The sequence below is a fragment of the Pseudomonas californiensis genome, assembly GCF_021147775.1.
GTDB lineage: Bacteria > Pseudomonadota > Gammaproteobacteria > Pseudomonadales > Pseudomonadaceae > Aquipseudomonas > Aquipseudomonas californiensis.
In genome coordinates this window covers 1-12,445 of record NZ_JAGTPK010000063.1, presented here as the reverse complement: position 1 = coordinate 12,445, position 12,445 = coordinate 1, and the positions used below count along the sequence as shown (strand labels likewise).

Here is a 12,445-nt window from a genome sequence, read left to right as displayed (position 1 = left end):
GTTCTTGCTTGCCGCCGTCGCCACGCTCTTTGTACTGAAGGTTTTGTCAACGGCTATTGTGGCAGTGGGGCTTCTGTTCATCGCCTTTCTGCTGTTTGACCAGACCCGGCAGTATTTCTGGGGCTGGGTTTCAGCCATCGCGGGCTTTATGTTGGCTCAGGTGTTGATATCGGTCGTGCTGGCGATCGAAATCGGCTTTATCAACACCGTGATGATTAAAGATGGAATATTGAATACCAACCTGGAGGGGAATCTCACCATCCTGATTGTCTTCTGCACGTTCACAGCGCTGGTCATCGAACTGCCTCAGCAAGCAGCCTCCATCATGGGCGGTGGCCCCTCCGGAGGCGGAATGATCAGCAAAATTTCAGGGTTTGGTGCAGCCAAAAGCATGACCCGTGGTGCCGCCGCCGGCATTTCAAGACTGCGGAGGGGACGCAACAACATCAAATAGCACACCGATATATCGTTACTGGCTACATCCTCTCCCTACTCGCAACACCCTCGCTTCTCTCAGGTACTCCACTATGAATGTCAAACTTGCTTTGAGCGGGCTGCTTTCGGCTGCCTTGCTGACAGGGTGTGGCTCTGCACCCAAACTGTCCGAACCGGAAGGGCAGTGGGAAGACATGCCCTTTACCCATGCCCCTGCGCCTCGCGCCGTACCCGTTACAACGGCTCCACCTTCTGTGCCTGGCCGGGTACAGCCAGCATCGAGTCCCGCGCCCCAGGCCCAGTCGCCCAAGACAACCAGTCCAAAGCGTTCGGCACCCGCCTCCCCGGCAAAGCCAGCCGAGGCCCCGCCCAACGACTTTGAATGCTCCGCGAACTGATCCGCGCAGCGCGTGTTTGTCCCGTTTAGGTGATCTATGAAAAAGCTTCGAAAATCAAAACAGGACGTGATCGAGCAGGAGCGGCAACTGGCCGCCCGTACCAGCATCGACGCGGCCACTGCAAAAGAAATCAGCTTGGCCGAACAGGCATTCATCCATGCAGCGCGGTATTTCGAGAAGAACATCGCCGCCGACGAGAAGGCCAAGACCAAAAACGCTCGTCGCCTGGCGGGCTTCTTCGGTGTGCTGACTTTTATGTCCATCGCCGCCGTGATGGGCCTGACCCCGCTCAAGACCGTGCAACTTGGGCTTGTACGGGTAGACAACAACTCCGGCTACACGGACGTGGTGTGGGCCGACGACAAAGGCAAGCCACAGGAGCAGATCGATGACGAGTTCTGGCTTTCCGCGTATACGCGTTTCCGCGAGAGCTATAACTTTTCGAGTAACGATGCCAATTACGGCATGGTCAAGTTGATGTCCTATGACGAGACCTTTACCGAGTACCGCAACTTCCAGCTTTCCTCCAAGGGCTACTTGGAGGTGTTAGGTACCAACCGGCAAATACGTACTGATATCAACAATATCAACTTCCTGGAACGCAAAGACCGGGAAGGCACCGCCCAGGTGCGGATCACCAAAACTGTGCTGGACCGCAACGGTACCCCCGATCCCCATCTGGACCCAGTGACCTGGGTGGCCACGGTGACCTACGACTACAAAAATCCGGCAAAAAAAGCCGGTGACCAATGGCTGAATCCCCGTGGCTTCGGGGTCAAGGATTACGACAAGACCCAGGAAGTGGGGGTGTCTAATGGGAAATAACGCCGTTTCAGGCATTGTGGCCTTGTTACTCCTGACGTCCGGCTTGCCGGCCTTTGCCGAGAGCATGGGCACCGGTTCGGCACTGGACCGCCGTGTACAGACGGCCATTTATTCGCCGGACGAGGTGTACAGGGTGCAAGCGACGGTAGGCCGTGGATCGCTCGTCCAGCTCCAATCCAACGAGACAATCAACCAGGATACGGGCCTCATGGTCTCGGGCGATCCGAAAGCTTGGTCTATTGGCCCCAACAAGGCTGGCAACATGGTCTCACTCAAGCCGATCACCGATCAGGAACCCGACACAAACCTGACCATTAACACCAATCGGCGTACCTATCTGATTGAGCTGAAGCTGGTCAAGCGCACCCAAGACTCGACGTATCTGCTGCGCTTCACCTACCCCGAGCCGCCGAAAAAATCCGGTGCTGTACGCCGTGACCCTGGCAACCCTTGCGACGGCCCGGTGCAAAACGGCCCTTATCAGAAGCGCTCCAGTTCAGAAAGCCGGTCCATAGCGCCGTATGAGGGCTGGGACAACGGCATGCTCACCTGCTTCCGCTTCACTGGCAATGGCCCGCGTCCGACGCTGTACCAAGTTCTACCAGACGGCACCGAAACGGTGGCCGACATGCACAACGACCAGAACGTAGTTGTAGTGCATGGCGTTGGCCAATTGTTTCGGTTCCGCTTGAACGGCTTGGTTGTAGAGGCCCGGCCTACCGCCCAGGTGAACACGGGGTACAACTTCAACGGGACCACCACTGGTGAGATTCGGGAGCTCAAGCATGCAGAACAATGACAACGACCAGGCCCCGGCGAACACCCCAGGGCCGGACAGCATCGGGCCGCCCGAACCAGCAGCGGCTCCAGCAGCGACCACGGAGCAAGGAGCGGCACCTGAACACGCCCCGGCCTCGGAGCCCGCCAGCACCCAGGCCCGTGGGGCCTTTGACGTGCGGACCAAACGCACAGGCGATGCCCAGAACAAGAAGACCCTTTACCTGAGCCTGGCCGCGCTGGGGTTGGTGGGGCTGCTGGCTATTGCTGCGCTCTGCTACGCCACCATTTCCCAGATGAAAACCACCGGCTCCGATGTCGATGAAACCCACGTCAAGAAGGACGCGACCCTGGACGTGAATCTGGGCAGCGACGACAGCATGAAAAAGGCTCGGGAAGCCAAGCTGGCTGCAGACAAAGCCGAAGAAGAAAGGAAAGCCCGAGCTGAAAGAGACCGATTGGCGAAAGAGCAAAAGGATAAAGAAGACGCCAATCGTGGAAAAACCGGTCAGGACCATGCCGGGAGTGCGCCGCCACCGCCAGGCGCAACCGGCCAGCCCCAACCCATGGTGCAGACACCCCTGCAGCGCAAGCTAGGCGTAGAGCTGTTTGTCACCTCGGAAGATGCGATGGGCACCGGTGCTGCGGATACAAAGCCGCAACAGCCGACCAACGATCAGCCCTCCGGAATGCCGTCTCTAATGGACGGCATGCAAGGCGGATCGAGCAGCGACCTGGGCGGTGATTCTTCCAGCAGAAAACGCAGCAGCCTGAGCAACCTGGGCGGTACCACCTTTGCGCCGGCCAAGGCGTATCTGGCACCGAACCGCAAGTACCTGGTCAGCCACAACACCTACACGCGCTGTGCGCTGTACACCGAAATCATCAGCACCCACCCAGGGCTGGTGGATTGTCGCCTGACCGATCCGTTGTATTCCGCCGATGGCACCACGGTGATTGCGGAGGCCGGAGACAAGCTGACCGGCGAGCAGACGGTTCAGGTCGGCCCAGGCGAAACCAGCGTGTTCACCACCTGGACGGAACTTGAAACACGATCCGGTGCGCGGGCCAAGCTGGACAGTCTCGGTGCAGGCCCTATGGGCGCCAGTGGTACCGAAGCCTGGATCAATCGTCACTACATGCAGCGCTTTGGCGGTGCGGTGATGTTGTCGTTCATACAGGACGCGCTTCAGGCTGCATCCAACACCACGCAGAAAAGCTCGGGATCCGGGGGCTACACGGTGAACAACAGTGAGCAGAACGTGGAGAGCATGGCCAACAAGGCGCTGGACAGCACCATCAACATTCCGGACACCGGACACCTGCTGCCCGGCACCGTGATGACCGTCATTGTGGCCCGCGACATCGACTTTTCATCGGTTTTCGAGAACCGCTAAGGAGTATTCATGACTGAAGAACAAGGACTTACCGAAGACACGCTGGTCCTGGACTTTCTCGACCAGGCAGGTGTCACCGAGCGCCTGAATCGTCCAGGCACCAAGGACGTGGCCATCAACCGACCATACGAGCTCTGGGTGGACGGTCCAAACGGCTGGGGGTACGAAGAAGCGCCTTGGCTCACCTACGGTTTGTGTTGGAGGCTGGCCAATGCGCTCTGCGCGCTGAACTACCGTGTGCTGGCTCCGCATTCACCGATTCACACGGTGGAGCTGCCTGGCGGGGAACGGGGCCAGATCGTCATGGCTCCGGCGTGCGAGAAAGGCACTTTGTCGACAACGTTTCGAAAACCCTCTCTGGATCGCTTCACCCACATGGATTACGTCAACAGTGGCCGCTATGACCGGGCCAAGGCCATCGCTTCACCGATACTGACCCTGAAAGACTGGCAGCGCGACATGCAGGAGGCCCATGCGGCTGGCCACTGGCACCGGTTCATGGAAATCGCAATCGCCCATCGCCAAAACATCATCATTTTTGGCGGGCCAGGGTCGGGTAAAACCACCTACGGCAAGTCGCTGATCGACATGTTTCCGGTTAACCGCCGCATGATCACAATCCAGGAAATACTGGAGGACCCCATGCCCTTCCATCCCAACCATGTGCATCTGCTCTATGGCCATGTGGTGACGCCCAAAGCCCTTGTGGCCAGCGCGCTACGGATGAAGCCCGATCACCTGTTTCTGGCCGAGCTGACCGGTGACGAGGTGTGGCACTTCATCGAGATTTTGAACACCGGCACCAAGGGCACAGTGACTACCGCGCACGCCAACGACAGTGAAGCAGGCTATGCCCGTGTGTGCGGCCTGGTGAAGCAGTCGGAGGTCGGCAAGGGCCTGGATTACGACTACATCGAACGTCTAGTACGGACTTCATTCGACGTGGTGGTGTACATGGAAAACACCTACATCGAGGAAGTGCATTACGAACCTGAACACAAGCTGGCCTTGCTCAATGGCCAGCGTCTACGCGCTGCATAGGAGAACGCCATGTGGTGGAAAGTATCGTTATCAATCGTGGGCATGATGGCTGTGTGCTTTGTGATCGGGCTGTATGCAGGGGGTGCGATGTTTCTGCACCTGACCCAAGGGCAACTTGATGGCTTGGCGTGGGACACGCTGTGGGAGGCAAGGAAGCTGCCCTGGAACGACCGGCGAATGCTTTACGTGCCGTGGTCTTGGTGTGTGACGGCTGCCCTCACCTTCTTGCCAGTAGGCATCACGTTGATGGCCCTTTTTGTGCGCTTGAAGCCCAAAACCTCGCTGCACGGTGATGCCCGCTTTGCCAACGACCGCGAGCTGCGCCAGTTCGAGTACCAGGGCGAGTACAAGAACACCAGCAAGTAGGCATTGCACCCGCATCGCCGCCTGATACTTCCGAATTTTCTAACCATTCCAATGCACCGATACGCAGTCGGCTATCAGCTGTCTGGCGATTCTCTGTGCCTGCTCAAAGGAAATATGACGATGAATGTAAGTACCGCCCTGACCCTGTCCGCTGTGTTCATGGTGTCCCTGACCGGCTGCGCTACTCAATCACAGGCGGACCGACAGGCGAACCAGCTCGAAGTCATCAGTTACTCGCTCAAGCAGATCCAGGCCAATCAGCAGGTGTCCATCGCTCTGCAACACCAACAGGCCGTCCTACAGGCGCAAAGCAACGAAGCTCAGGCGGTTGAGCGTCGAGCAGGGGGTCGCTGATGGCCAGAGCTAAATCCAAACCCATCAGCCCGGACAACCCCCAACAACGGATCGAGGAGCATCCTGCGTTCCTCCTCGGGAAACACCCCACAGAGGATTCGTTTCTGGCCAGCTATGGGCAACAGTTCGTGATGCTGGCAGCGCCTCCTGGTTCGATGAAAGGCGTCAGTGCGGTGATCCCCAACCTGTTGAGCTACCCCGATTCAATGGTGGTCAACGATCCGAAGTTTGAAAACTGGGATATTACTTCGGGCTTTCGCGCCTCAGCTGGCCACAAGGTCTACCGCTTTTCGCCGGAGCGCCTGGAAACGCACCGCTGGAACCCGGTCAGTGCCATTAGCCGCGACCCGCTGTACCGGCTAGGCGATATTCGTACCCTGGCTCGCGTGTTGTTCGTCTCCGACAACCCGAAAAATCAGGAGTGGTACAACAAGGCCGGTAACGTCTTCTCATCAATCCTGCTGTACCTGATGGAAACCCCGACCATGCCTTGTACGTTGCCCCAGGCCTACGAAATTGGCTCATTGGGTACCGGGATGGGGACATGGGCTCAGCAAGTCATCGAGCTGCGCAGTACCGGCCCTAATGCACTCACCGTTGAAACCCTGCGCGAATTGAACGGTGTGTTCGAGGCGTCGAAAAACAAGAGCAGCGGTTGGTCCACTACCGTGGATATCGTGCGTGACGTGCTGTCGGTGTATGCCGAAAAAACGGTGGCTTGGGCGGTGTCAGGTGACGACATCGACTTTGCCAAAATGCGCGAGGAGAAGACCACCGTTTACTTCAGCGTGACGGAAGGAAACCTGAAGAAGTACGGCCCGTTGATGAACCTGTTCTTCACCCAGGCCATACGGCTTAACTCCAAGGTCATTCCGGAGCAAGGCGGGCACTGCGCAGACGGTACGCTGCGATACAAATACCAACTGGCCCTGATGATGGACGAATTCGCGATCATGGGTCGCATGGAAATCATGGAAACCGCGCCTGCGCTGACCCGAGGTGCCGGTCTGCGGTTTTTCCTCATCTTCCAGGGCAAGGATCAGGTTCGCGCTATCTACGGCGAAACAGCTGGCAATGCCATCATGAAGGCGATTCACAACGAAATTGTGTTTGCCCCCGGTGACATCGAGTTGGCCAAGGAGTACAGCAAGCGCTTGGGCGATACCACCGTGCGCGTGCATAACCAATCGTTGAACAGACAGAAGCATGAAATTGGTGCTCGAGGTCAAACAGACAGTTACAGCGAACAGCCCCGGCCCTTGATGCTGCCCCAAGAGGTGAACGAGTTACCTTTCGACAAGCAATTGATTTTTGTCCAAGGCAACCGGCAGACAGAGCCCATGAAAATTCTGGCGCGCAAGATCATTTACTTCGAAGAGGAAGTATTTAAAGCGCGACAGAAGATGACGCCTCCGCCCTTGCCTGTAGGGGACGCTACCAAAATCGACGCGCTCACTGTGCCGGTGCGCACCGTTGAAGCCAGGGTGGCAGTGGCCAACACAAAGCCCATGCAGGCCGAACAGCGGCAGCGCTGGAATCCCAGACACACAAAAGCCCCAACTACCGAAGTGGCTCAGGCCGAAGCGGACAAGGCCAAGGCCAAGGCTGACGATACCTCCGAACCGATGTAGTCCCCCACCGGCGCACCCAAGCGCCTGCAGGAGCAAAAATGAATATCTTCAGAAGAACGGCTGACCGCCAAGGTCAGGCCGCTGGCAACGCCGTGCCCGGTCGCGGCAAAACGCGGGTCTGGTCACTGTTCGCAATGTGCCTGTTGGGCAGCGGCTCAGCCTTCGCCGGCGACCCGTGCAAGTCCGTGCTGTGCCTCTACGGCAAATTCACCGGCAACAGCGGCGGCAGCGAGTGCCGCAGCGCCGAACAGGACTACTTCAGCATCCTGGTTAAGAAGCACGGGAACATCAAATGGAGCCAGACCGCCACGGCGCGCCAGGACTACCTCAACAGCTGCCCTGGTGCTGATCAGAGCTACACCCAAAAAATCAACGACAAGTTCGGCAAGGTCCGGGGCTAAGCCCCAGATCCTGACAAGGAGAACACCATGCGAGTATTCATTGCGGAAAAGCCCGCCTTGGGCCAGGTCATTGCCGAGGCGCTGGGCACCGTCATACGCAAGGACGGCTATTTCGAGTGCGGCAGCAACGACATTGTCACCTGGTGCGTGGGCCACCTGCTCGAACTGGCCCCGCCCGAGGTGCACAACCCCGATTATAAAAACTGGGTTCAGGCCGACCTGCCCTTGAAGCTGCGCCCGGCCAAGTACCAGCCCATTGCCCGTACTCGCGACCAGCTCAAAGTGGTCCAGCAGCTGATCGGTCGCGCCTCGGAAATCGTCCACGCCGGTGACCCGGACGACGAAGGCCAGTTGCTGGTCGACGAGGTCCTGGTGCATTTCGGCAACACCGCGCCGGTCAAACGCATCCTGATCAACGACATGAACGCCAATGCCGCCCGCAAAGCGTTGGACGGTCTGCGCGACAACACCGAGTTTTACGGCCTGTTCCAGAAGGCACTGGCCCGCAGCATCGGTGATCAGTTGTACGGGTTCAACATGACCCGCGCGTGCACCCTGGCCGGTAGGGCCAAGGGCGTTAAAAGCGTGTTGTCAGTGGGCCGCGTCCAAACCCCGATCCTGGGGCTGATCGTTAATCGTTACCTGGCCAACAAGGGGCACGCCAGTGCATTTTACTACACGGTTGCGGCAAGCCTGGCCTTTGGTAGCAGTCGTCCCCAGGCCCGCCTCGTGGTGGCCGTAGATGCCCCGATCGATGACAAGAACCGCATCATCGACGAGGCGTATGCCACGCAGGTAGCCGGTGCGTGCCGAATGAAGCCTGCAGACGTGATCGAGGCCCGTGTGGAGGAGAAGCAAACCCAAGCACCCTTGCCGTTCGCATTGCTCGACCTTCAGGTGTACATGAGCAAGACGCACAGCATCGATGCCGAGAAAACCCTGGCCCTGACCCAGGCGCTGCGTGAGAAGTACAAGGCCATCACCTACAACCGGTCCGATTGCAGTTACCTGTCCGACGAACAATTTGCCGAGGCTCCGCAGACCTTGAGCCTGCTCAGCGAAGCCCTACCCGACCTGACCGGGATGTTCACCGAGGTGAATTCAGAACGTAAAAGCCGGGCTTTCGACGACAGTAAGGTCTCGGCGCACACCGCGATCATCCCAACCGCAGTGAAGATCGACATTGCCCAGCTGAGTGACGATGAGCGCGCCGTGTACTTGGCCATCGTCAAACGCTACGTCGCGCAGTTCTTGCCCGAGAAGCGCTACCTCAGTGCTGAGGTGCGTTTTGGCGTGAACGGACACACCTTCGTTGCGCGCTCCACCAAAGTGACGCAGCCCGGCTGGACAGCGCAGGTCACTGAAGAAAACGAACAAGACGAAGATGCGTCGGACGCTGCCGAGGTCGCAAGCCCCTTCGATGCTCTGGCGGATCTAAAGGTCGGTGACGCCGGAGTTTGCGACGGCATCACGGTGGCCAAGGAAAAGACCAAGCCCCTGCCGCTCTACACCGAAGCCGAGCTGCTCAAGGACCTACGGCGGGTCGCTAAGTATGTAAAAGACCCGCGCATCAAGCAGCTGCTGATCGATCGTGACCAGGGCAAGAAAGGCGAGAACGGTGGCATCGGCACTCCGGCGACCCGTGGCGCGGTGCTGGCCAAGCTGCAAGAGCGGGGTTTCTACGCGGTAGAAAAGAAAAAACTGATCCCCACCGCATTGGGTCTGGAGTTCATCGCCGCGTTACCAGCGATTGCGACCACGCCAGATATGACCGCGCTCTGGCATGAACAACAACAGATGATCGAAGCCGGCGAACTGACCGTCGACGCGTTCCTGGACGAACTGGAGGCCTTCATCGCAGACCAGGTGCAGAGCATCGATCTGGGCAACGTGCAAGGCGACGGTAAGCCCGTACTGGACAGTCTGAACGCCCAGTGCCCCATGTGCGGCAGTGACCTGGCCGTCACCCCGCGAGTGATCGGGTGTCGCGCCTGCGCCTTCAAGTTCTACCCGGAAGTCAGCGGCAAGATGCTGTCCCCCGGCCAGATCGAGGCGCTGCTGACGAATGGCAAGACCGGGGTACTCAAGGGTTTTCACAGCAAGAAAACCGGCAAGTCCTTTGAAGCGGCCCTGAAGCTCAATCACGAAGCCAAGCTGGAATTCGTATTCAGCCGCAAACCCACGCGCGCGTGACCCCTCTCCACAACGGAGGCATTAGCTATGCCAGAAGAACAACAGCCCAAGGCTGCGCAGTGGCCAGCCGGTAACACGATGGCGGCGCACTGCCCCAACTGTGAAACCCCCGCAATCGTCGGTATCGTCAATGTCAGGGCGTGGGAAATGACCTGGCGTCCGGTGGATTGCGACACCTGCTTTTCTGAGTTTGGGTTGTGGGCAGACGGCACAACGGCCTTGATATTGAGAACTCCTGCGCGGTCATCAGCTAGGGGCCGCGAGCTGCTGAACACGACGATCCATTTTGACCCCGACGCAAGCAAAAACGCCCCATATACCACTGCCGTCGAAATCTTGCTGGGCGGTGTTGGCCGTCTGATGTTTCCCGATGGAACCGAGCAGTTTGTGGACGATGACGCCGACCCTGCACTGATCTATTCGCCGCGCCTTCAGCCTGAAGCCCTGGAGCGATTCTGCGAAGAACACATGGACCATTACGAGCGGTTCCATGAAGAGCATGAAGCGCAATTGGCAGGCTTCGAACGTGTCGCTATGGACGCTTTTTGGTAGGCCTATAGGTCACGCAATACCCCTTCCCCCTTTAAAAACTCATCGAAGAAGGAGCGCATCATGGCGCGTGGAATCAATAAAGCGATCCTGGTAGGCACCTGCGGACAAGACCCGGACGTGCGTTACCTGCCCAACGGCACTGCGGTAACCAACCTGAGCCTGGCCACCAGCGAGCAGTGGACTGACAAGCAAAGCGGGCAGAAAGTCGAGAAGACCGAATGGCACCGCGTGTCGCTGTTTGGCAAGGTGGCAGAAATTGCCGGCGAATATCTGCGCAAGGGTTCGCAGGTCTACATCGAGGGCAAGCTGCAAACCCGCGAGTGGGAGAAGGACGGCATCAAGCGCTACACCACGGAAATCGTCGTAGACATGCAGGGCACGATGCAGCTCCTGGGTGGCCGTCCACAGGCCGACTCCCAACAAGGGCAGAACGGCCACGGTAACGGCGGCAGTGATTACCAGGAACCCCCTCGGCAGCAAGCCTCCCAGCAGACGGCACCGGAAAAATCGTCCGGCAAAGGCAAAGCCGCACCAAAACCTCCACGTGCATCAGGCAAGCAGACTCAGGCCAAAGCGCCCGCACCTCAACCCGCTGGGGATTTTGGAGCCGGAGATGACGATATCCCCTTCATGGACCCTTACCGGTTCAGCTGGATGCTGGTCTGACCCACCCACAAAGCGATCTTGTCCACGTCAGGTGCCGCGCTCCCGGCTCGTCGTGACGCGCCTTATCGTCGCGTCGAACGGAAGCACGGGCGCAGCGCACACTTGACGCTACCTCGTTCAGAAAAGGCTCACCTTGGGAGTGTGGGGTAGCTTCACCACCCCGCGCTCCCGAGGTCAACGCGGCCGTTGCAGGATGACAAGGGCAGCGCCCTTGGTGTTCAAAACCGCCCGGCATTAACAAATTTCAGATCAAGCACACCGAGTAGTGATTACCCGGTGCGAACCCCTTTATTCAAGGACTACCCAAATGAAAGCCATCAAAAAGAAAATCGTGGTCATCAATTACACCGGCACTGTTGGCAAAACTACCATCGCCGCAAACCTGCTGTGGCCACGCATGGGCGGCGCGCCGCTCTATGCCATCGAGTCAATCAACGAAACGGCCGAGAACCTTGGTCTGGATGTAGAGAAGCTGCGCGGCGATGCATTCCGCGAGTTGTTCAAACGACTCATGCTTGAGGATCAGGCCATCATCGATGTTGGAGCGTCCAACGTTGAAGATTTCATGGCCAACCTGGAGGAGTTTGATGAAGCCCATGAGGAAGTCGACTACTTCGTTATCCCGGTCACTTCAGGCACCAAGGAGCAAAAAGAAACGGTCAGCATGATTAGTAGCCTGGCCTCACTTGGCGTACCTCCTGAAAAGATCCTTGTATTGTTCAATCGTGTCAAAAAGGACGTGAAAACAGAGTTTCCGATTATTTTTGCTTTTCACCAGCGCGCCAGTGCGTTCACGTTAAATACTGAGTGTGCGGTGTTCGAATCAGAATTGTTTGACGCTTTGTCTATCCACCGAATTTCAATGCAAAGCGTCATGGACGATGACACCGACTACAAAGCACTTCTTAAGGACAGAGAGGCTAGCGCACAAGAGCGTGATCGTTGGTCTGATATGTACGGACTGAAGCTCTTGTGTAAAGGCGTCAATCGTAAGCTTGATAGGGTATTCGCAGCACTGTTTGGCCTTGAGGTGATCAAATGAGTGAACATGAAACTATTCCTTCTACTGCGCGTGATGCTCTGATCATAGAGCTTCTGAGCGATGTAGGCCGCTTGCATGATGACGTCAAAAGCATTCCGAAGCTGCTTGAAATATCCATGAGGGATTCACTGGATATCTTGGCCGACGCAGTAGAGGATGCGGAAGACACCGCATTGCTTTTGCAAGAAACGACTAAGGAAGTCATTCAAGCGACTGCTGCCAAAGCAGGTGTGGACGTTGCTTTGGAAATGTCCACGGCCATTCACCAGAGTTTAGAGCGAGTGTTCGAACCTGCTTTGCAGCGCGCAGCGATCAAAATCGAAGACTTGGAAAAGCGAGTCAGCGCTTTATCCGGAAATTTTCGTGA

At 57.7% G+C, this 12,445-nt stretch carries 13 protein-coding genes and 1 pseudogene; all 14 read left to right on the top strand.

Annotated features, from left to right (window positions below; all coding sequences use genetic code 11):
- Positions 1-454: type IV secretion system protein (locus tag KDX37_RS28005; RefSeq protein ID WP_231656463.1), on the top strand; the 454-nt coding region annotated here is incomplete at its 5' end.
- Between the two features lie 415 nt (positions 455-869).
- Complete coding sequence (locus KDX37_RS28000) at positions 870-1,658, top strand: virB8 family protein (RefSeq protein WP_231656462.1); 789 nt, start codon at positions 870-872, stop codon at positions 1,656-1,658.
- Positions 1,648-2,457 (top strand): P-type conjugative transfer protein VirB9, encoded by an 810-nt coding sequence (locus KDX37_RS27995; protein ID WP_231656461.1) that lies wholly within the window; start codon positions 1,648-1,650, stop codon positions 2,455-2,457. The genes KDX37_RS28000 and KDX37_RS27995 overlap by 11 nt, the downstream gene beginning before the upstream one ends.
- Positions 2,444-3,832, top strand: a complete 1,389-nt coding sequence (locus tag KDX37_RS27990) for a TrbI/VirB10 family protein (RefSeq protein WP_231656460.1) — start codon at positions 2,444-2,446, stop codon at positions 3,830-3,832. Before KDX37_RS27995 ends, KDX37_RS27990 begins: the two co-directional genes overlap by 14 nt.
- 9 nt (positions 3,833-3,841) lie before the next feature.
- Positions 3,842-4,873: a P-type DNA transfer ATPase VirB11 gene (gene virB11, locus KDX37_RS27985; RefSeq protein ID WP_231656459.1), complete on the top strand. Its 1,032-nt coding sequence runs from the start codon at positions 3,842-3,844 to the stop codon at positions 4,871-4,873.
- Positions 4,874-4,882: 9 nt separating this feature from the next.
- On the top strand, positions 4,883-5,239 hold the full coding sequence (locus KDX37_RS27980) for a hypothetical protein (protein ID WP_231656458.1): 357 nt from the start codon (positions 4,883-4,885) through the stop codon (positions 5,237-5,239).
- 120 nt (positions 5,240-5,359) lie between these two features.
- Positions 5,360-5,593, top strand: coding sequence for a hypothetical protein (locus KDX37_RS27975; RefSeq protein ID WP_231656457.1), 234 nt, complete (start codon positions 5,360-5,362; stop codon positions 5,591-5,593).
- Positions 5,593-7,224, top strand: coding sequence for a type IV secretory system conjugative DNA transfer family protein (locus KDX37_RS27970; RefSeq protein WP_231656456.1), 1,632 nt, complete (start codon positions 5,593-5,595; stop codon positions 7,222-7,224). The genes KDX37_RS27975 and KDX37_RS27970 overlap by 1 nt, the downstream gene beginning before the upstream one ends.
- A gap of 38 nt (positions 7,225-7,262) precedes the next feature.
- Entirely contained in the window at positions 7,263-7,625 is a 363-nt protein-coding gene (locus KDX37_RS27965; RefSeq protein WP_231656455.1) for a TrbM/KikA/MpfK family conjugal transfer protein, read from the top strand.
- Between the two features lie 27 nt (positions 7,626-7,652).
- Positions 7,653-9,818 (top strand): type IA DNA topoisomerase, encoded by a 2,166-nt coding sequence (locus tag KDX37_RS27960; RefSeq protein WP_231656454.1) that lies wholly within the window; start codon positions 7,653-7,655, stop codon positions 9,816-9,818.
- A gap of 27 nt (positions 9,819-9,845) precedes the next feature.
- The gene (locus tag KDX37_RS27955) at positions 9,846-10,370 is read left to right on the top strand and encodes a hypothetical protein (protein WP_231656453.1); all 525 of its coding nucleotides are present in this window, start codon (positions 9,846-9,848) and stop codon (positions 10,368-10,370) included.
- Positions 10,371-10,430: 60 nt separating this feature from the next.
- Positions 10,431-11,036 (top strand): single-stranded DNA-binding protein, encoded by a 606-nt coding sequence (locus tag KDX37_RS27950; RefSeq protein ID WP_231656452.1) that lies wholly within the window; start codon positions 10,431-10,433, stop codon positions 11,034-11,036.
- Between the two features lie 307 nt (positions 11,037-11,343).
- Positions 11,344-12,078, top strand: a complete 735-nt coding sequence (gene stbB, locus KDX37_RS27945) for a StbB family protein (protein WP_231656451.1) — start codon at positions 11,344-11,346, stop codon at positions 12,076-12,078.
- Positions 12,075-12,445 (top strand): annotated as a pseudogene (locus tag KDX37_RS27940) (hypothetical protein); the annotation flags it as partial. The gene stbB and the pseudogene KDX37_RS27940, both read left to right, overlap by 4 nt.